We start from the raw sequence: 26552 nt of genomic DNA, 5'->3' as shown, positions 1-26552 counted from the left end.
GGGCAGGGAAAACGCATTTTTTCCCCGCCCCTGAGCTGCAAGAGTGCTGATTTATCGCCGTCTTCATGGCAAACTAGCCGCCGAAATTCAGCGAGCGTGCCCTGGAGGGGAAAGTGGATAAAATTTTTGTCGATGAAGCAGTCAGTGAACTGCACACCATTCAGGACATGTTGCGTTGGGCGGTCAGCCGTTTCAGCGCAGCGGGCATCTGGTACGGTCACGGTACCGACAACCCGTGGGATGAAGCCGTACAGCTGGTGCTGCCGTCTCTTTATTTGCCGCTGGATATCCCTGAAGACATGCGCACCGCACGTCTGACTTCAAGTGAGAAACACCGTATCGTTGAGCGTGTGATTCGCCGCGTTAACGAGCGCATTCCGGTTTCTTACCTGACCAACAAAGCCTGGTTCTGTGGCCACGAATTCTATGTTGATGAGCGCGTACTCGTGCCGCGTTCGCCGATTGGCGAGCTTATCAACAACCGTTTTGCGGGCCTGATTTCCCATCAGCCAGAGCACATTCTTGATATGTGTACCGGCAGCGGCTGTATCGCCATTGCGTGCGCTTACGCCTTCCCGGAAGCGGAAGTCGATGGGGTGGATATCTCCCCAGATGCGCTGGCGGTTGCCGAGCACAATATCGAAGACCATGGTCTGATTAACCACGTCACGCCAATCCGTTCCGACCTGTTCCGCGACCTGCCGAAAGTACAGTACGACCTGATCGTGACCAACCCGCCGTACGTTGACGCTGAAGATATGGCAGACCTGCCAAACGAATATCGTCATGAACCCGAACTGGGTCTGGCATCGGGTTCCGATGGCCTGAAACTGACGCGTCGCATTCTTGGCAACGCACCGGACTACCTGACTGACGACGGCATTCTGATTTGTGAAGTCGGTAACAGCATGGTACATCTGATAGAGCAGTATCCTGACGTTCCGTTCACCTGGCTTGAGTTTGATAATGGCGGTGACGGCGTCTTTATGCTCACCAAAGCGCAGCTTCTCGCTGCCCGCGAACACTTCAGCCTCTATAAAGATTAATTAAAACTCGATCGGAGCCGTGATGGCAGGAAACACAATTGGACAACTCTTTCGCGTAACCACCTTTGGCGAATCTCACGGTGTCGCGCTTGGCTGCATCGTTGACGGCGTGCCGCCGGGCATTCCGTTGACGGAAGCCGACCTGCAGCACGATCTCGACCGTCGTCGCCCAGGCACGTCACGCTATACCACCCAACGCCGTGAACCCGATCAGGTGAAAATCCTTTCCGGTGTTTTCGAAGGTGTGACCACCGGGACCAGTATTGGGCTGCTGATTGAAAACACCGATCAGCGCTCGCAGGATTACAGCGCCATCAAGGACGTGTTCCGTCCGGGCCACGCTGATTACACCTACGAGCAAAAATATGGCCTGCGTGACTATCGCGGCGGCGGGCGTTCTTCCGCTCGCGAAACCGCCATGCGTGTGGCGGCAGGGGCGATTGCCAAAAAATATCTGGCCGAGAAATTCGGTATTGTTATCCGCGGCTGCATGACCCAAATGGGCGACATTCCGCTGGAAATCAAAGACTGGAGCCAGGTTGAGCAGAACCCGTTCTTCTGCCCGGATCCGGACAAAATCGAAGCGCTCGATGAACTGATGCGCGGCCTGAAAAAAGAAGGCGATTCGATTGGCGCGAAAATCACCGTGGTGGCTGATGGCGTGCCGCCAGGATTGGGCGAACCGGTTTTCGATCGTCTGGATGCGGATATCGCACATGCGCTGATGAGCATCAATGCGGTGAAAGGCGTGGAAATTGGCGACGGTTTTGAGGTTGTCAGTCTGCGCGGCAGCGAAAACCGCGATGAAATCACCAAAGCAGGTTTCCAGAGCAACCATGCAGGCGGCATTCTGGGCGGGATCAGCAGTGGTCAGCAAATTGTGGCCCACATGGCGCTGAAACCGACGTCCAGCATCACCGTGCCGGGCCGTACGATCAATCGTTTCGGCGAAGAAGTGGAGATGATCACTAAAGGGCGTCACGATCCGTGCGTGGGTATCCGCGCAGTGCCGATCGCGGAAGCCATGCTGGCGATCGTGCTGATGGATCATCTGCTGCGCCAGCGTGCGCAGAATGCGGATGTCACCACCTCCCTTCCTCGCTGGTAATCACGCAAGGAAGACGCGGGAAAATGAAAAAAACTGTTATTGCGCTGCTGGCACTGCTCGCCAGTAGCGCGGGTTTCGCCGCCACGCCATGGCAGAAAATCACACAGCCGATCCCCGGCTCTGCACAGTCAATCGGTGCGTTTGCCAACGGGTGTATCGTTGGGGCGCAAGGGTTGCCGCTGCAGTCTGATAATTATCAGGTGATGCGCACCGACCAGCGTCGCTACTTCGGTCATCCCGATCTGATTTTGTTCATTCAGCGTCTCAGCACTCAGGTGCATAACCTGGGAATGGGCACGCTGCTGATTGGCGATATGGGGATGCCGGCGGGCGGGCGTTTTAACGGCGGCCACGCCAGCCACCAGAGTGGTCTGGACGTGGACATTTTCCTGCAACTTCCGCAAACACGCTGGACGTCGGCTCAACTGCTGAAGCCACAAGCGCTGGATTTGGTCGCGGCCGACGGCAAGCACGTTCGCTCGTCACTGTGGACGCCGCAAATCAGCAGCCTGATTAAGCTGGCGGCGGAAGATAACGACGTGACGCGTATTTTCGTCAACCCGGCCATCAAGCAGCAGCTTTGTCTGGATGCGGGCACCGATCGCGACTGGCTGCGCAAAGTGCGTCCCTGGTTCCAGCATCGTGCGCATATGCATGTGCGTCTGCGTTGCCCGGCGGGAAGCCTGGAATGTCAGGATCAGGCTGCGCCACCTGCGGGTGACGGTTGCGGGGCGGAACTGCAAAGCTGGTTTGAGCCACCGAAACCAGGATCAACCAAACCTGAGAAGAAGATGCCGCCACCGTTGCCGCCTTCCTGCCAGGCGTTACTGGATGAACATGTGCTGTGATGGAACATTTCACTGAAATTTTTATGGTGTCACCGCTGTTGCTGGTGGCACTTTTCTTTGTTGCTCTGCTGGCCGGGTTTATCGATTCGCTGGCGGGAGGCGGTGGTCTGCTGACCATACCGGCGCTGTTGGCGGTGGGAATGTCTCCGGCTAATGCGCTGGCCACTAACAAGCTGCAGGCTTGCGGTGGGTCGCTCTCTTCCTCGCTCTATTTTGTTCGCCGCGGCGTGGTGAATTTAAAGGAGCAAAAGCTCAATATCCTGATGACCTTTATCGGGTCGATGACCGGTGCGCTGCTGGTGCAGCACGTGAAGTCCGACGTATTACGTCAGATTCTACCGCTGCTGGTGATAGGGATTGGGCTGTATTTCCTGTTGATGCCAAGGCTCGGGGAAGAGGATCGTCAGCGTCGCCTTCATGGCTTGCCGTTTGCCTTGATTGCAGGCGGCTGTGTCGGCTTTTATGACGGTTTTTTTGGCCCTGGGGCAGGCTCGTTTTATGCGCTGGCCTTCGTCACCCTCGCCGGGTTTAACCTGGCTAAATCCACCGCTCATGCCAAAGTGCTGAATGCCACCTCTAACGTGGGCGGATTGCTGCTGTTTATCATCGGTGGCGAAGTCCTTTGGGCGACGGGTTTCGTGATGATGGCCGGGCAATTTTTAGGGGCGCGAATGGGATCGCGGCTGGTGCTCAGCAAAGGACAAAAGCTGATCCGACCGATGATTGTTATCGTTTCGGCGGTGATGAGCGCTAAACTTCTCTATGACAGCCATGGGGCTGAAATCCTCCAGTGGTTGGGACTTCACTGATGCAACAACAACACCATTATCAGCAGCTGATCGACATCTTCGACGGCTGCTTTGCCGATGATTTTAATACCCGTCTGATTAAAGGCGACGACGAACCCGTTTATCTTCCTGCTGATGACGAGGCGCCGTTCAACCGCATCGTCTTTGCGCATGGCTTCTATGCCAGCGGGCTGCACGAAATTTCGCACTGGTGCATTGCCGGGGCGGAACGCCGTAAGCAGGTTGATTTTGGTTACTGGTATTGCCCGGACGGTCGCGATGCGATGACACAAAGCAAGTTCGAAGATGTGGAAGTGAAACCGCAGGCGTTTGACTGGCTGTTTTGCGTGGCGGCGGGTTTCCCGTTCAACGTGAGCTGCGACAACCTTGAAGGTGACTTCGAGCCAGATCGCATCGTCTTTCAGCGCCGCGTCCACGCGCAGGTGATGGAGTATCTGGAACAAGGCATTCCTGCTCGCCCGGCGCGTTTCATCAAGGCATTACAAGAGTTTTATCTAACGCCGACGTTAAAGGCGGAACACTTCCCCTGGCCGGAAGATATCTAAATTGAGGAAAGAAGATGATCGCAGAATTTGAATCGCGCATTCTGGCGTTAATTGATGAGATGGTGGAACACGCCAGTGATGACGAGCTGTTTGCCAGCGGTTATCTGCGCGGTCACTTGACGCTGGCCGTCGCCGAGCTGGAAGCGGGCGACGATCACTCCCCAGAAGCGGTTTACGGAGAAGTGTCTCACAGCCTGGAAAAGGCGATTCAGGCGGGTGAACTCAATCCTCGCGACCAGGCTCTGGTGCTGGGAATGTGGGACACGTTGTTCCAGAAGGCGAAAGTCTGACAGCTGAATTGCCCGGTGGCGCTGCGCTTACCGGGCCTACAAATTTCGTAGGCCGGGTAAGGCGTTAGCCGCCACCCGGCATCATGGTTTACCAGTAAAGTGGCCAAATCTGGCGCAAACGCATCAACGCCTCAAGATAGAAATAATCCCCCCAGCTACAGCACTGATCCACGCCTTTGCCGCTCGCCATGTGATACACGGAATGCTTCAACAAACCTTCACAAGGCTCATCGTCGTGGGCGAGATAATTGTCCGTCAGCGATTGCATGATCCGCAGCGCCATCTCTTCGTAATGCGCCCGATGGGGATCAAGCGTTGGCAGTGCTTTGACCAGTTCCAGCAACCCGCACACGGTGATCGCTGCTGCTGAACTGTCGCGCACGGCGTCTGTGCCCAGCAATGCCAGGTCCCAATGGCACACGGAATCTTCCGGAAGGCGATTGATAAAGTAGTGCGTCAGGCTGCGTGATAACTCGACCATGCTTTTATCGCCGGTATGAAGATAGCTCAGCAGGAAGCCATAAATCCCCCACGCCTGACCGCGTGACCAGCAGGAACTGTCGCTGTAACCCTGATGGGTGTTGCCGAAGCGTGGTTCACCCGTTTTCACATCCATATAGTAGGTGTGATAAGTGGAAGCGTCGGGGCGCACAATGTAGCGCGCAGCCTGCTCCGCATGCGCAGTTGCGGCTTGTGCGTAACGTGCATCGCCAGTTTGTTCGCTGGCCCAGTACAGCAGCGGCAGGTTCATATTGCAGTCGATGATCATCCGGCCTTGCTGCTCTGGGTCGTTCAGGTCGCCCCATGCCTGGATGATTTTTGCCGTCGGGTTGAAACGCTCCATTAGCGCGTTCGCAGCCTGTAATGCCGACTGGCGCGCGGTTTCATTGCCGGTCAACCGCCAGGCGCTGACGCAAGACAATGAATAGAGAAAACCGAGGTCATGCGTGGCGGTTTCGATTCGTTTCTCAATACGCTCGTAGAAAGACGGCAGGGTACGTTCGGCGGCCTCACGATAATGCGCTTTTCCGGTCATCTCCCACGCCAGCCAGAGCTGGCCTGTCCAGAAGCTGGTGGTCCACTCAACATTTTTCGTACGTGGCCAGATGCCGCCTTCACAGGCTTCGCCCGGGAAACTGTCGCCGAAGGCGGTGATATTTTTGTCCAGTTTTCTTGTGACGCGACCCAGCGCGGCATCCAGACTTTGGCGCAACGCCTGGCGGTCAATCGCATAGAGCTCAACAGGGCGCAGCGGTTCGGTAACAACGGAAGCGGTCATGGTATCTCCTTAATGACTTTTAGCGGGGGCAACGGACACAGTGTCCAGAACGTGCAGCTCTTCAGGCTCGGGGTGGCGAGCGGAACGGCAGCGCGAAAGGGTGAAACTGGAAACCAGGGTGAAGAACAGGGCGCAACAACCCATCATCAGATAGGTGTGCTCGAAGCCGATTTTGGCGTACAGATAACCGGCTGGCGGCGCGACAACCACCGAGCCGACATAGATCATTGCCTGATAGCCCAGCAGATACATGGTGGCGTTAACCTTTTTGTTGAAGTGCTCGGCGATGTACTTGAAGACCGAAATCAACAGCAGGGCAATCTCCATGCCGTACAGCGGCTTGATAATGGAGATCATCAGCGGATCGGTGGTCAACCCTGAGGCAATCAGGCGTGCGCCGACCACACAACCGCACAGCAGCAGGCCTTTTTTGGCGCCGTAATGGTTCACCAGCATCGGGATAAACATCATCATCACGAACTCAGTGCCGGACTGGACGGTGCTCAGATAGCCGTACCAGGCGTTTCCTTGCTCTTTGGTGTCGAAGAAGGAGACGAAGTAGCGCGGAAACTGCTGTTCGGCGACAAACATCATCCATGCCACACCCGCCACATACAGGCTGAACATCCAGAATTTGCGGTTCTTCAGCAGCAAAATCACATCGCTGAACACGATTTTGTTCTCAGAGATGACGTTGTTGCTGCGCAACTGTGCATCGCCAATTTTCAGACTGATAAGCACCAGTAGCATCAAAACGGAGGTCGTGCTGCTGACCACGAAGTTGGCTAACGGCGTGAAGTTAAACAGCACACCAGAGACCGAGGCCGCCATCGCCCAGCCCAGCGATCCCCACATGCGGATGCGCCCGAACTCCAGCCCATAAAGGCGGCTAAAACGGTCAGTGTAGGATTCAGCGGCAGCAACGCCTGCGTACCAGCCAAGGCTGAGATAGAACGCCCCTACAAAAATACCGACGGTTGTATGGCTCAACAGCAACGGCTGATAGACGGTGACGAAGAACGGTGCCATCAGCGCGGAAACGGCACAGACAAAATAGAGCAGCCATTTGCTCATCCCGATCTTGTCCATGATGTAGCCATAAACCGGCTTCATGATCACCGCAAACACGCCGTTAATGGCGAACACGCTACCGATGGTGATGCTGTCGAGCCCAACTTTCTGACTCAGCCACAGAGCATACAACCCAAAGCTTGAAGACCAGGTAAAGAAGTAGAGAAAGATGAAGCTGCTCATCTTGAATTGCGCACTGCGTGGGGTACTTGTCGACATGATTTTTCCTCCGCTTTACGGCAGTTCCGGCAGGGTAAAATGCGTTTCCATTGCCGCTGATTTCAGCTGGATCACTTTGTCGTGATGGCTTATCTGCGGTAGGCTGTTTACGTCGTAATCCTGCGGATCACCGGCCCAGACAGCGCACACCAGTAAGTGCTGGCCCACTGAAAGCTCACCGCGTAAAACCGGCACGGCAGCCCTGTCGGCAAACAGAAGATTGCTGTTTGGTGGCGTGAGAACGACCTCGCCCTGGCGCGGACGCAGACTCAGACAGTGGATTGCGCTGAGATCTGACTCACCGGAAAGTTGGCTGATCCCGGTGGCTGTGTGCTGTTCTGGCTGAGGGCGAGAGCAAAGGCTAAAACCGCCTTCCGCCGTGTCCAGCTCACGTGCTGTTTTCAGATGATGAACACGAATTTGCCAGTTTCCTTGCGCCACCAACCAGGTGTCGACGGTGACATCATTCCAGGGCTGCCAACGGCTGTAGAGGTAATTTTGCTGGGTGGTGACCTGCATGCAGTCACGACGACCGCGCCAGTAATTGTCCTTTTCGCTGAGCAGTAGCATTGAATCGGGAGAGGCATGCGGCAGGCCGAAACGCCCGCGTTCAACGTTAAAGGCATAGCGTGTGGAGTAGGCAAACTTGCAGTATTTAGCTTCGGTGTTGACGAAGTTATTTCGCTCCCACTGCCCGGAGGTCAGCATCCACAGATGACGTGGCTGATGGACCAACACCTGGTCTGCACGAGGAATCGCGTGAGGTGAGTGGCGTGCTGGCAGAGCTTCTTCCTCTGCCTGCCAGAAGGCGCTGTTTTCACCGAGCGCCAGTACCAGCACAGTTTTCAGTGCCCAGTACGGTGAACCCGGCGCGTTGTAATCTTCAGCCATAATCAGGTTCGGATAGCTGTAGCCGACGCTAAGCACGCCATCCCGGTCAAACGGCTGTTGCTGCATCCACCAACGCAGGTGGCGCAAAACGATGCCTTTCATGATGCCAGGTGAATACACTTCCAGCCCGGCAAAAGCAGCAGCGCTCCAGAAGGCGGCCTGGGCAAACCGATAGGTCAGGCTTCGGCCGAAAGGTATGGCTGCGCCGTTTTCCTCGAAGAAGTGAATAAAATCCTGAGCGAAAACGGCGGCCCTTTCACGCAACACTGCGCAGCGTTGTGGGTCAACGTCCTTCATCAGACGGGAATAAATCAGGCCGTAGAAGTGAAAGCCCATGGAAATGTAGTAATCGCGCGGGCGTTCTGGGCCGTCGCTGTACCAGCCGTCACCCAGCCAGTAGCGCTCCATGGCATCAAAATGACGCTCGATAGCCTCGCGGTTGACCGGCATTCCTGCGTGATGAAAACCGACCTGCACCAGAATCGGGAAAAAGTGCCAGTTGTTGTCCGGAATGGTGGCGGTTTCACTTTGCTTCAGCCAGTGCCAGAGTTGCTGCTTTTCCTGCTCATTAAAATGCGCCAGCAGCGGCTGGTGGGCGAGCGCTAACAGCAGCCCGTAAGCCGCCATTTCGACAACACGCTGATCACTATGGCCGATTTCACCCCAATAATCTGGATGTTGTGGATTGACACCGTATTTAATGGCCTGAATATAAAGTGAAAGTTGTTCCGGTTCCTGACCGCCTGCCAGCAGTGGTGTCACGCCCCACAGTAAACGGGAGAACGCTTCCATGTTGGCAATGCGTTGGCCGTAATGGGTGGTGAAGTTAGCGAGATCGATCCCGCTGGCATTATTTTTGAAGAATGGCGTCACGGCATTGAGTATTTCGTTCACCCATTTTGTCAGGTCACGACGTTCTTTTAAGGGATTATCAAAGGTAATGTTTTCAGGTTGCACGAGGCCCTCCCGTCAGACACGAGATCAAGGAAAAGTGATTGTTATTGGATTTGTTATCGCCAGCATACCTGCGGCGAAACCAAGCCTAGCCGCTTTTCTTTCCTGCGCTGAGTGAGCCGCTTCACAAAAATGAACCGCCATTTCAACTTCACTGGATTTTCCCGCCAAACAGGGCAATAAATTGCAAACCGTAGGCTAAAAATTTAATTCTGTTGTCATGGTGAGCGGATGGGCGATGCGCAATTACTGGAACGGATAACGCTTGAACATCAGGCTATCTCATTCAACCGGATGAGAGGGTCGAGCGCGCTTTACTATCACTGGCATCAGTGCGTAGAGTTTCTTTATATTTCTAAGGGTTATGGCATCGTGGTGGTCGATAATCAGCATTACACCGCGCGCCCCGGTCGTCTGTTTATCTTCCCGCCCTTTCGGTTGCACAAAGTGCATGTCGACGAGAACGAGCACAATCATTACCACCGTTCGACGATGCATATCGAGCAATCCGCCGTCGAAAGTAACCTGCAACAGTTTCCTCGTTTTCAGGCGCAGTTTGCTCATCTGGCGGCGACCAGCGCGCCCGCTCAGGCTTATGATTTAGGGGAACATGCCGCGTATATGGAAACCGTACTGGCGCAGTTTGCTGCGCTGGAGTCACGGGAACATTATCCGGCGGATGAAGTCGCGTTTCTGGTGATGCAAATTTTGTCTTTGCTTCCGGCCCAACCGACGATCAGCACGCCGCAGCAGCAAACGGCTTCAGCGCAAATTATGCAGTGGCTGGAAAAACACTACGGAGAGAAGTTTTCGCTGGAGGACTTAGCGCGAGACATCGGCTTGTCCCGCAGCTACACCTCACGCATTTTTCGTCAGCAGACGGGCGGCAGTATTCACGAATATTTGCTGACGCGAAGGTTAAAGCGCAGCTGTGATTTGCTGCGCACCAGCGAAATGAGCGTGGAGGAGATCGCGGTGAAAGTAGGTTTTCAGGAAACAACCTACTTTATCACCTGTTTTAAACGCATGATGCGCCAGACGCCGTTGCAGTACCGCAAGCAGGCACGGCAGCGCATCAGCCTGCTTTGAGCACGGCTTTGCCTTTCAGCAGTTTCCTGACCCACAAGCGATTTGGATTGAGTGCCGCAAGCGTGATGCTATTGAGCGGTAACGGCTCATGGCTCATTTGTGCCGCCAGCACTTCGGCTGTCAATGGCGCAGTACACAAACCACGGGAACCCAGTGCAGCCAGCATGAACAGATTTTCATGCACAGGCGCAGGCGGCGCATTTTCACTGTTCTCAGCCAGGCTGACGTAAGTGTCCAGCGTTCGCGAATAATCTGGCACATTGCCAAGCATTGGCAGATGATCGCGTGTGGCACATCTCACGCCGCAGCGAGCGTCACCGGCGCTGACATTCACCTCTTTTGCCCATTCCGCTTCAGGGAAACAATCGAGCAGACGCTGGCGATTTTGCTGTTGATCTTCATCACTGTAGTGCATCTCTGCCTTGCCACGATGGTAGCTGGCGCCGATGCAGTGTTGTTGATGGTGAGGATCCTGCGGGGTCAGATAGCCGTCATAACAAAGCACATTGCGAAGTTTTGCTAAAGCAGGTGTGGTGGGAATATGGCTCACTTGACCGCCAACAGCATAGACGGGCAGCTCTTCGGTCTGGCTAAACTGATGGATCTTGTGTCCGTTTGCCAGCACCACACTGGCATGATGAACGTTTTCGCCGTTAGCAAAATGCAGGTTCCAGCCCTTGTCGTCAGCCACAAGCTGTGCACAACGGTGATTCCAGTGCACGTTCAGACCTTGCTGACGCGCAAGTTCCAGCGCATTCGCCGTTAACTGAGCCGGGCACAACCAGCCGCCGAGTGGATAATGAATGCCGCCACAGCCTGTTTCCACGCCTGTCATGTCATTCGCTTGCTCTGCTGAAATCGCAACAGCAATTTCTTCGGGCAGGCCCAGCGCCAGCATGTTGGTTATTTTCTTAGCGCTTTTCTCATCCCAGCCCAGTTGAGTGACGCCACACCACTCATGATCAAAGTCGAGAGGCAGCGAATCGTAATACCGACGAGCAAAGGTAAAAGCGGCGGGGAAGAATTGTTCCAGCGCGGCGTCGTGAGCGCTAAGCAAGGGATAAAGCGCGCCCTGACGATTGCCGGAAGCCCCTTGCGCAGGCATCTCGTCTTCACAATAGAGCGTCACCTTCCAGCCACGTCGCAAAAGTGCAAGAGAGAGCAGGGCGCTGGCAATGCCGCCGCCGACGATGGCGGTCTCTTTCGCTGTGCTGCCCGTGCGGGCAAACCACGGCGTTTTGCTTTGGGCTGGTTGAGAAATATTCCGCTGCCCGGTCAGCATTTCTCGTTTACGCCCGAAGCCTTTGGTTTTCTTCATGCTAAAACCGGCCTCATTCAGACCCCGACGCACAAAGCCTGCGGAGGTAAACGTTGCCACCGTGCTCTCCGGACGTGCCAGCCTCGCCATGGCATTGAACAACGTCGGCGTCCACATATCCGGGTTTTTCGAGGGAGCAAAGCCATCCAGGAACCAGGCATCGACCTGCTGATTAAGCGAGTCGTCCAGCGTATCTACCAGCTCGTTAATATCGCCAAACCACAGGTCGAGCGTGACATTTCCGCCCTCCAAAAGCAGGCGGTGGCAGCCAGAGAACGGCAGTGGCCACTGCGCCTGAAGCTGCGTTGCAAAACTGTCCAGTTCAGGCCAGTGCTGATGAGCGAGTTTCAGGTCATCGGCACGCAGCGGGAATTTTTCAAAACTGATGAAATGTAATCTTTGCAGCGTAGCCTGCGGGGATGTGCGGCGAAATTCTGAAAACGCCTGCCAGAGCGTGAGGAAATTCAATCCTGTACCGAATCCGCTTTCGGCAACCACGAAATGGGCCCGGTCGTGAGCAGCAAAACGTTCGGGTATCCGGTTTCCTCCGAGAAACACGTATCTGGTCTCTTCCAGACCGTTATCGTTGGAAAAATAGACATCATCAAAATCTCGGGAAACAGGTGTACCCTCAGCGTTAAATTCAAGGTTGGCAGGTTGTATGGCGTTTTGTTTCACGTAAGTTACTCGCAATGCAAGGCGTGCGGCGATCTTAGCGATGTGTGCCTGAAGGCGCAAATTTATACATAAATTGGCTGATCGGACTTGTTCGGCGTACAAGTGTACGCTATCTTGCGACTCGAAACTTAAAATAGTGCGACTTACAGAGGTATTGAATGAAACGTGCAGTGATTACTGGCCTGGGCATCGTTTCCAGCATCGGTAGCAACCAGCAGGAAGTCCTGGCATCTCTGCGTGAAGGACGCTCGGGGATCACTTTCTCTCAAGAATTCAAAGATTCTGGAATGCGTAGCCACGTGTGGGGTAACGTCAAACTGGACACCACCGGTCTGATTGACCGTAAAGTGGTCCGTTTCATGAACGATGCCTCTATCTACGCTTACCTCTCTATGCAGCAGGCTGTTGAAGACGCCGGGCTGAAAGAAGAGGTCTATCAGAACAACCCACGTGTGGGCCTGATTGCCGGATCTGGCGGTTCTTCAAAATCTCAGGTGTTCGGTGCAGACGCAATGCGTAGCCCGCGCGGCTTGAAAGCAGTCGGCCCTTATGTGGTCACTAAAGCGATGGCCTCTGCGGTTTCTGCTTGCCTCGCCACCCCGTTCAAAATTCACGGCGTAAACTACTCCATCAGCTCTGCTTGCGCGACGTCTGCACACTGCATCGGCAGCGCAGTTGAGCAAATTCAGCTGGGCAAACAGGACATCGTGTTTGCTGGCGGCGGCGAAGAGCTGTGCTGGGAAATGGCCTGTGAATTCGACGCGATGGGCGCGCTGTCTACCAAGTACAACGAAACCCCAGAAAAAGCTTCCCGTACTTATGATGCGAGCCGTGACGGCTTCGTTATCGCAGGCGGCGGCGGTATGGTTGTGGTTGAAGAACTGGAACACGCTCTGGCTCGTGGCGCACACATCTACGCTGAAGTGGTTGGCTACGGCGCAACCTCTGATGGCGCAGACATGGTTGCTCCATCCGGTGAAGGCGCAGTGCGCTGCATGAAGATGGCGATGGAAGGCCTGGATGCCCCAATCGACTATCTGAACTCCCACGGTACTTCTACGCCAGTCGGCGACGTGAAAGAACTGGGCGCTATCCGTGAAGTCTTTGGCGACAACACTCCAGCTATCTCCGCAACCAAAGCGATGACAGGTCACTCTCTGGGTGCCGCTGGCGTGCAGGAAGCGATTTACTCCCTGCTGATGCTGGAGCACGGTTTTGTTGCACCAAGCATCAACATCGAAGAGATGGACGAACAGGCTGTTGGCCTGAACATCGTGACCAAGCCAACCGAGCAGGCGCTAAACACCGTGATGTCTAACAGCTTCGGTTTCGGCGGCACCAACGCCACGCTGGTGATGCGTAAACTGAAAGCGTAATCACTACGCCGGATAATGAAAAAGGAGCCATTCGGCTCCTTTTTTTACGTCTACAGTCTGCGAAGAATCAGGCTACTCGCTCGAAAAGCTGGCGATGTAAAGCTTTGACCGCGTTATCTGCCGCATCACCTGGAAGCAGGAAGCTCAGGTTACTCTCAGAAGCGCCCTGACAAATCATGCGAACCGCACACTCATCCAATTCAGAGAACACGTCCTGACAGACGCCCGCCGACTGCGAAAGCTGATGGCCAACCAGAGTCATCAATGCCAGCCCGGTTTCAACTTCCAGAGTGCAATGCGCAGAGAGTGCCGCGTGCAGCGTGGCGATAAGTTCGTTGTCATCACCGGATGTGGCGTGGGTAGCGTCCAGCACTAATGCCATGCCGGTTTCGGCTGTCGTCACCAGGTCGGTCGCAATTTGGCTCTGCGCTAAAAGGCTGAACATTTTCGCGTTGAAGTCGGAAACAGGCAGGCTATCCGGGCGGCGGCATTTGACAAGTGTCTGCTTACGACGCACGGCAATGGCCCGGTAGCGCTGAACCTCTTCTGTTTCGCAACACACCAGCGTTCCACCCGCAGACGGATTTTTGCTGGAGCCAACAAAGACAGGAATATTCTTGCGCATGGCAGGCAGGAGTGTGGCGGGGTGCAGTACTTTAGCGCCATAGGCCGCCATATCGCTGGCTTCGGAGAACGAGATCGTATCAATGCGCTGAGCCTGCGGAACGATCCTCGGGTCGGTGGTGTAGATCCCGGCCACATCGGTCCAGATATCCACTCGGCTGGCCTGTAAAGCTTCCCCAAGCAAGGAGGCGGTGTAATCACTGCCGCCGCGCCCGAGCGTCGTTGTGCGGCCTTCGGCATCACTGCCAATAAACCCTTGAGTGACGACAACCGCGTGCTCGATGTGCGGTAAAACCTGAGTTTTTGCCTGTTGCGCGATAACGTTGACGTCGGGTTCGGCACAGCCAAAATGCGCATCCGTACGGATAACCTCACGGGCGTCAAGCCACTGAGCGTTGGCACCGCGTTCACGCAATATCTCCGTAAACAGCAGGCTGGACAACAACTCGCCATGACTGACGAGTTCATCACTGAGCTCAGCAGAAGGCGTGGTGGCTGCGATTTGCGCCAGCGTGGAGATCCTGTCGAGCAGCGCGTCAATTTTCTGACGAACAGTGGCAGGCTGTTTCAGGGAAGAAAGAATCTTGTGCTGAAGGGCTCTAAGCGTCTCGATTTTGTCCTGGCGTTGTGGGTCGTCCAGGCCTTCAGAAAGGGCGACCAGCAGGTTGGTCACACCGGAAGAGGCCGATAAAACAACCACTCGGACTTGCTTGTCTGCGAGAACAATCGCGGCACTGCGGTTCATCGCGTCGGCATCAGCGACGCTTGTGCCGCCGAATTTGGCCACGACAAAAGGTGGATAAATGCGTGTCATAACAATCTCATATCAGGGCGCCATCACCGATGGCAGAAAATTTCATTCCTGGCATAAGGCAATGTGTTTTGCCTTACGAGAGCTCCGCCCGCGGAGTTCTCTGGTGACAACCCAGGAAAATTTTCCTGTTGTCGATAACGTGTTTCGCCGTTACTCGTTACCGGTGTATGCGCATTAATTTTTATTACAGCCACACGGGCCGTATTAAAGCCGCGAGATAGTAAGTTAATTCTTGTTTCGATGCGATAAATTTATTCGTTATTCGTATTAATTGTTAGAAAACAGCCCCCTGATGCGCCAAAACGAAGCGGGGCAGAGTAAATATTCGTAAAATATTCATTGATCCGTAAACTTGGTGTGGTTTTGTAGAAGTGGTCGGACGTTCTCGCTGCGTTAAATAACCTAAAAAAATCAAACGAGAAGAATCCTTCCTTAATATAGCTTGTGTTTGCTATTGATTTTAAAGGTTAATTTTTGCTTTCAAATGCGAAAAAATAAAGATTGAGCCAGAAAACAAAACGCCTTATATTAGCCGCGCCTTTTTTAGGTAAACCTTAAACCATTATTCAATCCGGCGATTAATCAGCCGCGGTTGTAGGAGTGATATGATGACGGATAAAGTCCGTATTGATACTTTAAGTGCTACTTCCTTCCCGCAAAGCAATGATGTCTATTTAAAAAGACAAGCTGAGTTTGAATCTAACGTCAGGAGCTATCCGCGTAAACTGCCATTGGCGATTGCCAAAGCGCAGGGCGTCTGGATAACCGATGTGGAAAATAATCAATATCTTGACTGTCTTGCCGGTGCCGGCACTCTGGCGCTTGGTCATAACCATCCCGATGTGCTGCAAAGCATTCAACGTGTCATCACAAGTGGCTTACCGTTACATACCCTTGATCTTACAACCCCGTTAAAAGATGAGTTTTCCGCTTATCTGCTCTCCCTTTTGCCGGGCCAGGGCCGCGAATATTGCCTGCAGTTCACCGGACCATCCGGTGCGGATGCGGTCGAAGCTGCACTGAAGCTCGCGAAAAAAGTCACCGGTCGCTCCGGTGTTATCAGCTTCTCCGGCGGCTATCACGGTATGACTCACGGCGCGCTTTCTGTTACCGGAAACCTGTCGCCGAAAGAAGCCGTCAGCAACATGATGCCGGAAGTGCAATTCCTGCCTTATCCGCATGAATACCGCTGCCCGCTGGGCATTGGCGGTGAAGCGGGTGTGAAAGCGCTGACTTACTATTTCGACAACCTGATCAACGACGTTGAGAGCGGTGTACGTAAACCTGCCGCAGTGATCCTCGAAGCGGTGCAGGGTGAAGGCGGCGTGAATCCGGCTCCGGCTGAGTGGCTGCAGCGTATTCGCAAAGTGACTCAGGAACACGGCATTCTGCTGATTATCGACGAAGTTCAGGCTGGTTTTGCCCGTACTGGCAAATTCTTCGCCTTCGAACACGCAGGCATTGAGCCCGACATCATTGTGATGTCAAAAGCGGTCGGCGGCGGTCTGCCGTTGGCAGTGCTGGGCATTAAAAAGCAGTTTGATGCCTGGTCTCCAGGGCACCACACCGGCACGTTCCGTGGCAACCAACTGGCGATGGCAACGGGCCTGACCACGCTGAAAATCCTGAAAGATGAAGGGATTGCCAGTCAAGTCGCCGCCAAAGGCGAGTGGCTGAAAGGCAAACTGAAAGAACTGCAGAAACGTTACCCTGTTATCGGTCACGTTCGTGGTCTGGGCCTGATGATTGGCATCGAAATCGTCAAACCAAACGAAGCGCAGGATCACATGGGCTGCTTCCCGGCAGACGGCGAACTTTCCGCATTGCTGCAGAAAAAATGCTTCGAATCTGGTCTGATCCTGGAGCGTGGTGGTCGCAACGGTTGTGTTCTGCGTCTGCTGCCTTCACTGCTGATCACCCAGGGCGAGCTGGAAATCTTCCTCGATAAATTCGAGAACGCCCTGCTGGACGCTGGCGTGAAGCCGGTTTAATCGGAGTCGAGAGCAAAATGTCAGACGTAAATCCAATTCTGTCCGGGTCGGCGCAAAGTATTGCGGCCTACCAGCAGGCGATTGAGCAGAGTACGCGCGCTGTCGTGGAATGGTTGAAGCAGCCTGAGATGTATCAGGGCAAAACCGTTGACCAACTGCGCGAGCGCATTCAGCTCTCCTTTACGCAGGAAGGCCTCGGTAACGAGGCCACCATTGCGCGGGCAGTAGAATATTTCCTTAAAGACAGCCTGTCGGTGCACCACGCGCAGTGCGTGGCGCATCTGCACTGCCCAAGCCTGGTGATCAGCCAGGCTGCGGAAGTCCTGATCAACGCCACCAACCAGAGCATGGACTCCTGGGACCAAAGCCCGTCGGCGACTCTGATTGAGATCAAGCTCATTGAGTGGCTGCGTGAGCAGGTTGGCTACAGCGCGGGCGATGCGGGTGTGTTCACCAGCGGCGGCACGCAAAGCAACCTGATGGGCCTGATGCTGGCACGCGATGCCTTTTTTGCTGGCAAGGGTCACTCGGTACAGCAGCATGGCCTGACCGGCGATCTCAGTAAAATTAAAGTGTTCTGTTCTAAAGAAGCGCACTTCTCGGTGCAAAAGAACATGGCTTTAATGGGGCTGGGCTATCAGTCTGTGGTTCAGGTCGAGACCGACGCATTCTCGCGGATGGACATCAATGACCTTAAAGCCAAACTGGCGCAGGCGAAGGACAATGGCGAGCAGGTGATGGCGATTGTGGCCACCGCGGGGACGACCGACGCCGGTGCCATTGATCCGCTGCCAGAAATTACTGCTCTGGCAGCGAAAGAAAATATCTGGGTGCATGTTGATGCGGCCTGGGGCGGGGCACTCCTGCTTTCAGAGAAGTATCGTCATTATCTGGATGGCCTGGAAAGCGCTGATTCCGTCACGCTCGATTTCCATAAGCAATTCTTCCAGACCATCAGCTGCGGCGCTTTCCTGTTAAAAGACGCGCGTCATTATGAGCTGATGCGCTATCAGGCGGCTTACCTGAACTCTGATTTTGACGAAGAGCACGGGGTGCCGAATCTGGTGTCGAAGTCACTGCAAACTACGCGTCGTTTTGATGCCCTGAAGCTGTGGATGGGTCTTGAAGCGCTGGGCAAAAAGCAGTACGCCGGGATCATCGATAACGGTGTGACGCTGGCACAGCAGGTTGCGGAATATGTGCAGGCTCAGCCGGAACTTGAGCTGGTAATGACGCCTCAACTGGCAAGTGTATTGTTCCGCTTCCGTCCAGAGCAGAAAGATACTGCGTTTGTGGCGCTGTTAAACCAGCGTATCGGGGATGTCCTGCTGGCCTCTGGCAGCGCGAATGTTGGGGTAACGGAAGCGGACGGCGTGACTTGCCTGAAGATGACGTTGCTGAACCCGACTGTCTGCCTTGAAGATATTAAGGTTCTGCTGGATAGCGTTAAACAGACGGCGAAACAGCTGCTGAACGCTTAATAGCCTGTCAGTAGAACGCCAGCGCACGGTGACTCATCGGCGCTGGCGTTTTTTTATGGGTGTCAGATAACTATCCACAGCAGGAAAATCACGACTAACAGCATGACGAGCATCAGGCCTGGACGGGCTGACATCGCTTTTAAGTTCTCAATGAATGGCGTGAACGGGCTGTAAATTGGCTGAATATGGCTGATATCGAGCGTATCTTGCGAACGCTCTACGCGCTTGAGGAACACCTGATTCAGCAAATCCTGCACCTGCGCTGGTGTGAGAATAGTTTGCGGCGTAGCCTGCCAGTTTTGCTGGGCATAGTCACGCAGCGCGGAAAACTCCTGCGGTTCCATCGGTTGTTTCAGCGCGGCCTGAAGGCTATTCAGCGTCGGCGCTTTTTGATCGCTTAACGTCTGGCGAGCCTGCAGCCATGTCATCAACTGGTTGAAGTGTTTAGCCGGAATCAGCTCGCCAGTTTTGACGCCAGACAGCTCCAGCATCGACTGCCAGATTATCTTGCTGGATTCGCCCGTCGCGGCAGCCACTTTGTTGACCATCTGATTAAGCGTGTTGTGCTCTGCCGGTTGCAGAGGCCGCGTGGTGCCTGGTCGCTGCTGTGGCTGAGGAATTTCAAGCTGATTGCTTTGCAGAAGTTGCAGGACGTTCTTCAGTTGGTCCGGCGTGAGCTGGCTCAGCGCGGTTTGACCGTACTGCTGGCGAATGTAATCGCTCACCGCCTGGCGATTGTTCCCCTGGCTCAGCAATTCGGTTAACTGGGCAACCACCTGGCGTACGGTGCGCGTTTGCTGTGCGCTTTCCAGACGCTGGTTCAGGTTTTGCTCTGCGGCAGGGAAGTGCTTCGACAGAAGCTGCGCATCATTTTTCAGGCCTAAATCGTGCTTCATCGCCGCCCACACGCCTGCGCTTTGCTGTGAGGTCAACGCGACAAGACGCGTAATCAGCCTTTCAAGCACGGTGCGCTGCTGGGTGGAGAGCGGCTGTTCGCCGATAGTGTTTGTTGCTGTTCCTTCCCCCGGAGGGCGGGCGGGCAGACCTGAAATGGGTTGCGTCATGATAAATCCTGAATGTCCGTCGGTGTTCTCAAGGCTCAGTGTTCCTGGCGGCAAGATTATGGCACACTTCCCCGGTTAACTCTCGCTTCAGACAGGTACTGTACCGTGAAAATCCTTGTTGATGAAAATATGCCCTACGCCCGCGAGCTTTTTAGCCGTTTGGGTGAAGTTAAGGCGGTTCCCGGCCGTCCCATTCCACAGCATGAACTCGATGACGCTGACGCGCTGATGGTGCGTTCGGTCACGAAAGTGAATGAAGCGCTGCTGGCCGGAAAGGGGATTAAATTTGTCGGCACCGCCACGGCGGGGACCGATCATGTGGATGATAAGTGGCTGGCTGAGGCGGGCATTGGTTTTTCCGCTGCACCGGGCTGCAATGCGATTGCGGTGGTTGAATATGTTTTCTCTTCGCTGCTGATGCTGGCGGAGCGTGATGGTTTCGCGCTGGCAGATCGCACCGTGGGGATTGTCGGCGTGGGTAACGTCGGCGGGCGTCTGCAAAAACGTCTGGAAGCGTTGGGCATCCGCACGCTGCTTTGCGATCCACCGCGTGCCGATCGCGGTGACGAAGGGGATTTTCGCACTCTGGATGAACTGGTGCAGGAAGCGGATATTCTGACTTTCCATACGCCGCTGTTCAAAGACGGCCCTTATCAGTCGTTGCATCTTGCCGACGAAGCGCTGATCTCCCGCCTTAAACCTGGCTCAATTCTGATTAATGCCTGCCGTGGTCCGGTGGTCGATAATGCCGCGCTGCTGAAATGCCTGAAAGCCGGGCAAAAACTCAGCGTGGTGCTGGACGTCTGGGAGCCGGAGCCAGAACTGAATACTGAACTGCTGAATCGGGTGGATATCGGCACTGCTCATATCGCCGGTTATACGCTGGAAGGCAAAGCTCGCGGTACCACGCAGGTGTTTGAAGCTTACAGTAAGTTCATCGGCAAGCCCCATCAGGTATCCTTAGATACGCTGCTGCCTGCGCCTGAATTTGGCCGCATTACGCTGCATGGGGCGCTGGATCAGCCAACGCTAAAAAGGCTGGTCCATTTGGTGTATGATGTGCGCCGCGATGATGCACCGCTGCGGAAAGTCGCCGGGGTTCCTGGTGAATTCGACAAGCTGCGTAAAAACTACCTTGAGCGCCGTGAATGGTCCTCGCTGAACGTCCTGTGCGACGATGCGCAGACGGCGACGCTCCTCAAAAAACTGGGCTTTAACGCTGTGCATCACGCCGCTCATTAATGTCTTCTTAATACGCCCTGTTGGATACTCCGACAGGGCGGCTAATTATTTCTGGAGTAAACCACCATGTCTGAAGGCTGGAATATTGCCGTACTGGGCGCAACGGGCGCTGTAGGCCATGCCCTGTTTGAAACGCTGGCGGAGCGTCAGTTCCCGGTGGGTGACCTTTATGGTCTGGCGCGTAGTGAAAGCGCGGGCGAGTCTCTGCGTTTCGAAGGGAAAACCGTGCGCGTGCAGGATGTCGCTGAATTTGACTGGACCCAGGTGCAGTTAGCGTTCTTTGCCGCAGGCGCTGAAGCGTCGGCAACCTATATTGATGAAGCCACCAACGCAGGCTGTCTGGTTATCGATTTGAGCGGGCTTTTCGCGCTTGAGCCTGACGTGCCGTTGGTGGTGCCGGAAGTGAACCCGTTTGTGCTGGATGAATACCGCAACCGCAATATTGTTGCCGTACCGGACAGCCTGACCAGCCAGATGCTGGTGGCGCTGAAACCCTTGATTGATGTGGGTGGCCTGTCACGTATCAGCGTCACTAACCTGATGTCGGCTTCTGCGCAGGGTAAGAAAGCGGTGGATGCCCTGGCAGGCCAAAGCGCCAAATTGCTGAACGGCATTCCTATTGATGAAGACGATTTCTTCGGCCAACAGCTGGCGTTCAACGTATTGCCGATGCTGCCCGATCGCGAAGGCAGCGTGCCAGAAGAGCGTCGCATTGTGGAACAAACTCGAAAAATCCTGCAGGACGAAGGGCTGATGATTTCGGCAAACTGTGTGCGCGCACCGGTGTTCTACGGTCATGCGCAGATGGTGAGCTTTGAAGCGATGCGTCCGCTGGCGGCAGAAGAAGCTCGCGATGCGTTCACTCGTGCTGAAGACATCGCGCTGTCTGAAGAGCAGGAGTTCCCGACTCAGGTGGGCGATGCTTCCGGCAGTGCGCATCTGTCTGTGGGCTGTGTCCGAAACGATTACGGTATGCCAGAGCAGATTCAGTTCTGGTCTGTCGCCGATAACGTTCGCTTTGGCGGCGCGCTGATGGCCGTGAAAATCGCGGAAAAACTGGTTCAGGAGTATATGTACTGATGTCTGAAGTGGAATCGCTGCCACGCTTTAAAATCGCGCTCGGTATCGAGTACGACGGCAGCAAATACTACGGCTGGCAGCGTCAAAACGAAGTGCGCAGCGTGCAGGAGAAGCTTGAGAAAGCGCTCTCCAAAGTGGCAAATGAGCCTATCAACGTGCTTTGCGCAGGGCGTACCGATGCAGGCGTTCATGGCACCGGTCAGGTCGTGCATTTTGAAACGACGGCCGACCGTAAAGATGTGGCGTGGACGCTCGGGGTAAATGCGAATTTGCCTGGAGACATCGCGGTGCGTTGGGTGAAACATGTGCCCGACGATTTTCACGCACGCTTCAGTGCCACCGCGCGCCGTTACCGCTACGTCATCTACAATCATCGTCTGCGTCCGGCGGTGTTAAGTCAGGGCGTGACGCATTATCACCAGCCGCTGGATGCGGAGCGTATGCAACGCGCTGCGCAAAGTTTGCTTGGTGAGAATGACTTTACCTCGTTTCGGGCCGTGCAGTGTCAGTCGCGCACGCCATGGCGAAACGTGATGCACATTAACGTTGAACGTTACGGTGCATATGTGGTGGTGGATATCAAAGCTAACGCTTTTGTTCATCATATGGTGCGGAATATTGTGGGCAGCCTGATGGAAGTGGGCGCCGGAAACCAGCCAGAGAGCTGGATTGCAGAGCTGTTGGCCGCGAAGGACAGAACGCTGGCGGCAGCAACGGCAAAAGCGGAAGGGTTGTATCTCGTGTCGGTGGATTACCCGGAACGGTTCGACCTTCCCAAGCCGCCTATGGGCCCGCTGTTTTTAGCGGACTGATTGCAGTCACATAAGGTTAAGCCACTATGGATCTCATTCGCTTTTTGATTGATTTTATTTTGCATATTGATGTGCACCTCGCCGAGCTGGTCGCTCAGTACGGCGTTTGGGTTTACGCTATTCTGTTCTTGATCTTGTTCTGTGAAACCGGGCTGGTGGTGACACCGTTCCTGCCTGGTGATTCCCTGCTGTTTGTTGCGGGTGCGCTCGCGGCGTTGCCTTCCAACGATTTGAACGTTCACATGATGGTGGTGTTGATGATTATCGCCGCGATCGTGGGCGATGCGGTGAACTACACTATCGGTCGGCTGTTCGGTGAGAAGCTATTCAGCAACCCGAACTCCAAAATTTTCCGTCGCAGCTATCTTGATAAAACCCACCAGTTTTACGAGAAGCACGGCGGCAAGACCATTATCCTGGCGCGTTTTGTGCCAATCGTTCGAACCTTTGCTCCGTTTGTCGCGGGAATGGGACACATGTCCTATCGTCATTTTGCGGCTTACAACGTGATTGGTGCGCTGCTGTGGGTGTTGCTGTTTACTTACGCGGGCTATCTGTTCGGTGACTTGCCGATTGTGCAAGAAAATCTGAAGCTGCTGATTGTCGCCATTATTGTGGTGTCGATTCTGCCTGGGGTGATTGAAATCATCCGCCATAAGCGTGCGGCGGCAAAACAGGCTAAATAACCACAGGGCCTGAACAGGGGAGAAGTGTCACCGGTTCGACCACTTTTTTATCCCATGTTCAGGTCTCTTATGTTTTAATGTGCAACATTTCATGGTCTGTAAGCCCTAAAAATGGCATTATTCGCCGCTTACAGCAAAAACTGGTATCGACCAGGTTCAGGCAGAAAGGTTATCAATGAGCTGGATTGAACGAATTAAAAGCAACATAGCCCCCACCCGTAAGGCGAGCATTCCTGAAGGGGTATGGACCAAGTGTGACAGCTGCGGCCAGGTCTTGTACCGTGCCGAGCTGGAACGCAACCTGGAGGTTTGCCCTAAGTGTGACCATCATATGCGTATGTCGGCGCGTAATCGCCTGCATAGCCTGATGGATGAAGGCTCACTGGTGGAACTGGGTAGCGAGCTTGAGCCGAAAGATCTGCTTAAGTTCCGTGACTCCAAAAAATACAAAGACCGCCTGGCGTCTGCGCAGAAAGAAACTGGCGAGAAAGACGCGCTGGTGGTGATGAAAGGCACGCTGTTTGACATGCCAATTGTCGCAGCAGCTTTTGAGTTCTCCTTTATGGGCGGCTCAATGGGCTCTGTCGTCGGTGCGCGTTTTGTCCGTGCCGTTGAATACGCGCTGGAAAACAACTGCCCAATGGTTTGTTTCTCCGCTTCCGGTGGTGCCCGTATGCAGGAAGCGCTGATGTCGCTGATGCAGATGGCAAAAACCTCCGCAGCGCTTGCGAAAATGCAGGAACGTGGTCTGCCGTACATCTCCGTACTGACCGACCCAACCATGGGCGGCGTATCGGCAAGCTTTGCAATGCTGGGCGATCTCAACATTGCTGAGCCAAAAGCGCTGATCGGTTTTGCCGGTCCTCGCGTTATCGAACAGACCGTACGTGAAAAACTGCCGCCGGGCTTCCAGCGCAGTGAGTTCCTGATTGAAAAAGGCGCAATCGACATGATCGTTCGCCGTCCTGAGATGCGTTTCAAGCTTGCCAGCATTCTGGCGAAGCTGATGAATCTCCCGGCACCGAACCCGGAAGAGCCGCGCGAAGCCGTGGCGGTACCGCCGGTACCGGATCAGGAACCTGAGGCCTGATAAATGAAAAGGGCAGGGCCAAACGGCGCTGCCCTTTTTGCTTGTGTTAACCGTTAACAGTCGCGGGCATCATGGAAAAAGAAACTACGCCAATCGCCACGTCGCCTTTAGCCACGTGGCTTTCTTATCTGGAACATCTGCACACCAAAACCATCGACCTGGGTCTGGCGCGCGTTAGCGAAGTCGCCGCGCGCATGGGTGTGCTGAAACCAGCGCCGTTTGTGTTTACGGTGGCGGGAACCAACGGCAAGGGCACCACCTGCCGCACGCTGGAATCTGTACTGACCGCCGCGGGTTACAAGGTCGGCGTCTACAGTTCTCCGCATCTGGTGCGTTACACCGAACGTGTGCGCGTTGAGGGGAACGAGCTTGCAGAATCTGCCCATACCGCGTCTTTCGCTGAAATTGAAAAGGCACGCGGTGAGATTTCCCTGACCTATTTTGAATTCGGCACGCTCTCTGCACTGTGGCTGTTTAAACAGGCGCAACTGGATGTGGTTATCCTCGAAGTGGGGCTAGGCGGGCGGCTGGATGCAACGAACATTGTTGATGCCGATGTGGCTGTCGTGACCAGTATTGCGCTTGATCATACTGACTGGCTGGGGCCAGATCGCGAAAGCATTGGTCGCGAAAAAGCGGGCGTGTTCCGTGGTGGAAAACCTGCCGTAGTGGGTGAGCCCGATATGCCGCAAAGTATTGCTGATGTCGCGACTGAGAAAGGCGCTCAGTTGCTTCGTCGCGACGTAAATTGGCACTATACCGTTCATGATACCGATTGGGCATTTAAAGATGCCGACGGTGAGCTGAACGGCCTGCCGTTACCGCAAGTTCCACAACCAAATGCCGCGACAGCGCTGGCGGCGTTGCGTGCGAGTGGCCTGGCCGTCAGTGAAACGGCGATTCGTGAGGGCACTAAGAATGCCATTTTGCCGGGGCGCTTCCAGATTGTGAGCGACTCACCGCGCCTGATCCTCGACGTGGCACATAACCCTCATGCAGCGGCCTATCTGGCGGAACGTCTGAAAATGCAGCCTGCTCGTGGGCGCACGCTCGCGGTGATTGGTATGCTACATGATAAAGATATTGCCGGTACCCTGGCGTGCCTCTCTGAGGTCGTAGACAATTGGTACTGCGCCCCGCTGGAAGGCCCGCGCGGCGCAACAGCGGAACAATTGGTGGAACATTTGCGCGAGGGTGCAGTCTATGCCACTGTAGCGCAGGCGTGGCATGCCGCGATGGCAGAGGCCCGCCCGGAAGATACGGTACTGGTGTGTGGTTCATTCCACACGGTGGCTCATGTAATGGAAGAGATGGACGCGAGGAAGACCGGTGGCGAGTAAGTTTCAAAATCGTTTAGTCGGAACCATTGCGCTGGTGGCGCTGGGGGTGATTGTGCTTCCGGGGCTGCTGGACGGTCAGAAAAAGCATTATCAGGACGAGTTTGCGGCGATCCCGCTGGTCCCTAAACCCGGCGACCGCGATGAACCCGATATGCTGCCAGCCGTGACCCAGGCTTTGCCTGCTCAGCCTCCTGAAGGCGCAGCAGAAGAGGTGAGGGCGGGTGATGCGGCGGCGCCAACGCTTGATGCATCCCGTTATGCGGCCAATAACGGCGGAAATGATATTGATGATAACGGCCAGCCGGTACAGCCGCCGAAGCCGAAAGTTGTCGCGCCAAAACCGCAGGTTCAGCCGCAAACCAAAACTCAGCGTGACAACACCAGTCAGCAATTGGCGGCTGCGACGCAAGCGCCTCCGCCTGCTCAACAGAAGCCGGTCGCGGAAGAGAAGCCAGCGCCAACGGGCAAAGCCTACGTTGTGCAACTGGGAGCGCTGAAAAACGCCGATAAGGTCAATGAGATCGTAGGTAAACTGCGCGGCGGCGGGTATCGGGTCTTTACCGTGCCATCTACGCCAGTGCAGGGAAAAATCACCCGTATTCTGGTGGGGCCGGATGCATCAAAAGACAAGATGAAAGGGTCGCTTGGCGAACTGAAGCAGCTGTCCGGGCTGAACGGTGTGGTGATGGGATATACCCCTAACTGATTTTGAATTGCCGGATGGCGCTACGCTTATCCGGCCTTGTATTATTCCTCTCGTGCAGAAAGAACCGGCCAGTTATTTCTGCCTGCAGTCCGGACGCCGTA

23 protein-coding genes are annotated in these 26552 nt (G+C 54.9%); 17 read left to right on the top strand and 6 right to left on the bottom strand.

Annotation, left to right across the window (positions count from 1 at the left end; translation table 11 throughout):
- Positions 1-113: 113 nt before the first annotated feature.
- The 6 genes from prmB to ACI2I2_RS11875 are packed head-to-tail and all read left to right on the top strand — an operon-like array spanning position 114 to position 4646.
- Positions 114-1046, top strand: a complete 933-nt coding sequence (gene prmB, locus ACI2I2_RS11900) for a 50S ribosomal protein L3 N(5)-glutamine methyltransferase (RefSeq protein WP_330984626.1) — start codon at positions 114-116, stop codon at positions 1044-1046.
- 22 nt (positions 1047-1068) lie between these two features.
- Positions 1069-2154 carry a chorismate synthase gene (gene aroC / locus ACI2I2_RS11895; protein WP_404658092.1) on the top strand — a complete coding sequence of 362 codons (1086 nt, stop codon included), beginning with the start codon at positions 1069-1071 and terminating at the stop codon, positions 2152-2154.
- Positions 2155-2177: 23 nt separating this feature from the next.
- Complete coding sequence (gene mepA / locus ACI2I2_RS11890; RefSeq protein WP_404658091.1) at positions 2178-3002, top strand: penicillin-insensitive murein endopeptidase; 825 nt, start codon at positions 2178-2180, stop codon at positions 3000-3002.
- Complete coding sequence (locus tag ACI2I2_RS11885; RefSeq protein WP_404658090.1) at positions 3002-3811, top strand: sulfite exporter TauE/SafE family protein; 810 nt, start codon at positions 3002-3004, stop codon at positions 3809-3811. The genes mepA and ACI2I2_RS11885 overlap by 1 nt, the downstream gene beginning before the upstream one ends.
- Positions 3811-4356: an elongation factor P hydroxylase gene (locus ACI2I2_RS11880; protein ID WP_404658089.1), complete on the top strand. Its 546-nt coding sequence runs from the start codon at positions 3811-3813 to the stop codon at positions 4354-4356. Before ACI2I2_RS11885 ends, ACI2I2_RS11880 begins: the two co-directional genes overlap by 1 nt.
- 14 nt (positions 4357-4370) lie before the next feature.
- A complete protein-coding gene (locus tag ACI2I2_RS11875) occupies positions 4371-4646 on the top strand; it encodes a YfcL family protein (protein WP_330984621.1) in 276 nt (91 codons plus the stop codon).
- Positions 4647-4734: 88 nt separating this feature from the next.
- Here ACI2I2_RS11875 and ACI2I2_RS11870 read toward each other — a convergent pair whose 3' ends face one another.
- Genes ACI2I2_RS11870 through ACI2I2_RS11860 form a run of 3 tightly spaced genes read right to left on the bottom strand, consistent with a single transcriptional unit; the run spans position 4735 to position 9063 of the window.
- Entirely contained in the window at positions 4735-5925 is a 1191-nt protein-coding gene (locus ACI2I2_RS11870) for a glycoside hydrolase family 88 protein (protein WP_404658088.1), read from the bottom strand.
- A 9-nt stretch (positions 5926-5934) separates the two neighbouring features.
- Entirely contained in the window at positions 5935-7215 is a 1281-nt protein-coding gene (locus tag ACI2I2_RS11865) for an oligosaccharide MFS transporter (RefSeq protein ID WP_404658087.1), read from the bottom strand.
- 15 nt (positions 7216-7230) lie between these two features.
- Positions 7231-9063, bottom strand: a complete 1833-nt coding sequence (locus ACI2I2_RS11860; RefSeq protein WP_404658086.1) for a DUF2264 domain-containing protein — start codon at positions 9061-9063, stop codon at positions 7231-7233.
- 228 nt (positions 9064-9291) lie between these two features.
- On the opposite strand from ACI2I2_RS11860, the gene ACI2I2_RS11855 reads away from it, so the two are divergent.
- On the top strand, positions 9292-10149 hold the full coding sequence (locus ACI2I2_RS11855) for a helix-turn-helix domain-containing protein (RefSeq protein ID WP_404658085.1): 858 nt from the start codon (positions 9292-9294) through the stop codon (positions 10147-10149).
- Here ACI2I2_RS11855 and mnmC read toward each other — a convergent pair.
- Positions 10136-12145: a bifunctional tRNA (5-methylaminomethyl-2-thiouridine)(34)-methyltransferase MnmD/FAD-dependent 5-carboxymethylaminomethyl-2-thiouridine(34) oxidoreductase MnmC gene (gene mnmC, locus ACI2I2_RS11850; protein ID WP_404658084.1), complete on the bottom strand. Its 2010-nt coding sequence runs from the start codon at positions 12143-12145 to the stop codon at positions 10136-10138. The genes ACI2I2_RS11855 and mnmC overlap by 14 nt on opposite strands.
- A gap of 158 nt (positions 12146-12303) precedes the next feature.
- Between mnmC and fabB the strand changes: the two genes are divergently transcribed.
- On the top strand, positions 12304-13521 hold the full coding sequence (gene fabB / locus ACI2I2_RS11845) for a beta-ketoacyl-ACP synthase I (protein ID WP_330984615.1): 1218 nt from the start codon (positions 12304-12306) through the stop codon (positions 13519-13521).
- Positions 13522-13588: 67 nt separating this feature from the next.
- Here the strand turns inward: fabB and lysC are convergent, their stop codons facing one another.
- On the bottom strand, positions 13589-14959 hold the full coding sequence (gene lysC / locus ACI2I2_RS11840; RefSeq protein WP_404658083.1) for a lysine-sensitive aspartokinase 3: 1371 nt from the start codon (positions 14957-14959) through the stop codon (positions 13589-13591).
- A 608-nt stretch (positions 14960-15567) separates the two neighbouring features.
- Here lysC and ACI2I2_RS11835 point away from each other — a divergent pair.
- On the top strand, positions 15568-16950 hold the full coding sequence (locus ACI2I2_RS11835) for a diaminobutyrate--2-oxoglutarate transaminase (protein WP_404658189.1): 1383 nt from the start codon (positions 15568-15570) through the stop codon (positions 16948-16950).
- A gap of 17 nt (positions 16951-16967) precedes the next feature.
- Positions 16968-18431: a pyridoxal phosphate-dependent decarboxylase family protein gene (locus ACI2I2_RS11830; protein WP_404658082.1), complete on the top strand. Its 1464-nt coding sequence runs from the start codon at positions 16968-16970 to the stop codon at positions 18429-18431.
- 62 nt (positions 18432-18493) lie between these two features.
- Here the strand turns inward: ACI2I2_RS11830 and flk are convergent, their stop codons facing one another.
- The gene (gene flk, locus ACI2I2_RS11825) at positions 18494-19495 is read right to left on the bottom strand and encodes a flagella biosynthesis regulator Flk (RefSeq protein WP_404658081.1); all 1002 of its coding nucleotides are present in this window, start codon (positions 19493-19495) and stop codon (positions 18494-18496) included.
- 105 nt (positions 19496-19600) lie between these two features.
- Here flk and pdxB point away from each other — a divergent pair, with 105 nt between their 5' ends.
- The 7 genes from pdxB to dedD all read left to right on the top strand — a co-directional run bounded on the left by pdxB (position 19601) and on the right by dedD (position 26451).
- Complete coding sequence (pdxB, locus tag ACI2I2_RS11820; protein WP_404658080.1) at positions 19601-20737, top strand: 4-phosphoerythronate dehydrogenase PdxB; 1137 nt, start codon at positions 19601-19603, stop codon at positions 20735-20737.
- A 66-nt stretch (positions 20738-20803) separates the two neighbouring features.
- Positions 20804-21817: an aspartate-semialdehyde dehydrogenase gene (locus tag ACI2I2_RS11815; RefSeq protein ID WP_404658079.1), complete on the top strand. Its 1014-nt coding sequence runs from the start codon at positions 20804-20806 to the stop codon at positions 21815-21817.
- Positions 21817-22629, top strand: coding sequence for a tRNA pseudouridine(38-40) synthase TruA (truA, locus tag ACI2I2_RS11810; RefSeq protein ID WP_404658078.1), 813 nt, complete (start codon positions 21817-21819; stop codon positions 22627-22629). The genes ACI2I2_RS11815 and truA overlap by 1 nt, the downstream gene beginning before the upstream one ends.
- A 26-nt stretch (positions 22630-22655) precedes the next feature.
- Positions 22656-23315, top strand: coding sequence for a DedA family protein (locus ACI2I2_RS11805; protein WP_404658077.1), 660 nt, complete (start codon positions 22656-22658; stop codon positions 23313-23315).
- A gap of 175 nt (positions 23316-23490) precedes the next feature.
- Positions 23491-24405, top strand: coding sequence for an acetyl-CoA carboxylase, carboxyltransferase subunit beta (gene accD / locus ACI2I2_RS11800; protein ID WP_330984606.1), 915 nt, complete (start codon positions 23491-23493; stop codon positions 24403-24405).
- Positions 24406-24476: 71 nt separating this feature from the next.
- Positions 24477-25745 carry a bifunctional tetrahydrofolate synthase/dihydrofolate synthase gene (gene folC, locus ACI2I2_RS11795; RefSeq protein ID WP_404658076.1) on the top strand — a complete coding sequence of 423 codons (1269 nt, stop codon included), beginning with the start codon at positions 24477-24479 and terminating at the stop codon, positions 25743-25745.
- The gene (dedD, locus tag ACI2I2_RS11790) at positions 25735-26451 is read left to right on the top strand and encodes a cell division protein DedD (protein ID WP_404658075.1); all 717 of its coding nucleotides are present in this window, start codon (positions 25735-25737) and stop codon (positions 26449-26451) included. Before folC ends, dedD begins: the two co-directional genes overlap by 11 nt.
- The last annotated feature ends 101 nt before the right edge of the window (positions 26452-26552 follow it).

Origin of the sequence: Scandinavium sp. NPDC088450 (assembly GCF_044900545.1) — a bacterium.
Lineage (GTDB): Bacteria > Pseudomonadota > Gammaproteobacteria > Enterobacterales > Enterobacteriaceae > Scandinavium.
This window is presented reverse-complemented; position numbering and strand designations above follow the sequence as displayed.

What these genes read in the sequence shown, in the direction of transcription:
- aroC (WP_404658092.1), top strand. Translation starts at nt 1,069, where the DNA reads ATGGCAGGAAACACAATTGGACAACTCTTTCGCGTAACCACCTTTGGC.
- mepA (WP_404658091.1), top strand. Translation starts at nt 2,178, where the DNA reads ATGAAAAAAACTGTTATTGCGCTGCTGGCACTGCTCGCCAGTAGCGCG.
- ACI2I2_RS11885 (WP_404658090.1), top strand. Translation starts at nt 3,002, where the DNA reads ATGGAACATTTCACTGAAATTTTTATGGTGTCACCGCTGTTGCTGGTG.
- ACI2I2_RS11880 (WP_404658089.1), top strand. Translation starts at nt 3,811, where the DNA reads ATGCAACAACAACACCATTATCAGCAGCTGATCGACATCTTCGACGGC.
- ACI2I2_RS11875 (WP_330984621.1), top strand. Translation starts at nt 4,371, where the DNA reads ATGATCGCAGAATTTGAATCGCGCATTCTGGCGTTAATTGATGAGATG.
- ACI2I2_RS11870 (WP_404658088.1), bottom strand. Translation starts at nt 5,925, where the DNA reads ATGACCGCTTCCGTTGTTACCGAACCGCTGCGCCCTGTTGAGCTCTAT.
- ACI2I2_RS11865 (WP_404658087.1), bottom strand. Translation starts at nt 7,215, where the DNA reads ATGTCGACAAGTACCCCACGCAGTGCGCAATTCAAGATGAGCAGCTTC.
- ACI2I2_RS11855 (WP_404658085.1), top strand. Translation starts at nt 9,292, where the DNA reads ATGGGCGATGCGCAATTACTGGAACGGATAACGCTTGAACATCAGGCT.
- fabB (WP_330984615.1), top strand. Translation starts at nt 12,304, where the DNA reads ATGAAACGTGCAGTGATTACTGGCCTGGGCATCGTTTCCAGCATCGGT.
- lysC (WP_404658083.1), bottom strand. Translation starts at nt 14,959, where the DNA reads ATGACACGCATTTATCCACCTTTTGTCGTGGCCAAATTCGGCGGCACA.
- ACI2I2_RS11835 (WP_404658189.1), top strand. Translation starts at nt 15,568, where the DNA reads ATGACGGATAAAGTCCGTATTGATACTTTAAGTGCTACTTCCTTCCCG.
- ACI2I2_RS11830 (WP_404658082.1), top strand. Translation starts at nt 16,968, where the DNA reads ATGTCAGACGTAAATCCAATTCTGTCCGGGTCGGCGCAAAGTATTGCG.
- flk (WP_404658081.1), bottom strand. Translation starts at nt 19,495, where the DNA reads ATGACGCAACCCATTTCAGGTCTGCCCGCCCGCCCTCCGGGGGAAGGA.
- ACI2I2_RS11815 (WP_404658079.1), top strand. Translation starts at nt 20,804, where the DNA reads ATGTCTGAAGGCTGGAATATTGCCGTACTGGGCGCAACGGGCGCTGTA.
- truA (WP_404658078.1), top strand. Translation starts at nt 21,817, where the DNA reads ATGTCTGAAGTGGAATCGCTGCCACGCTTTAAAATCGCGCTCGGTATC.
- ACI2I2_RS11805 (WP_404658077.1), top strand. Translation starts at nt 22,656, where the DNA reads ATGGATCTCATTCGCTTTTTGATTGATTTTATTTTGCATATTGATGTG.
- accD (WP_330984606.1), top strand. Translation starts at nt 23,491, where the DNA reads ATGAGCTGGATTGAACGAATTAAAAGCAACATAGCCCCCACCCGTAAG.
- folC (WP_404658076.1), top strand. Translation starts at nt 24,477, where the DNA reads ATGGAAAAAGAAACTACGCCAATCGCCACGTCGCCTTTAGCCACGTGG.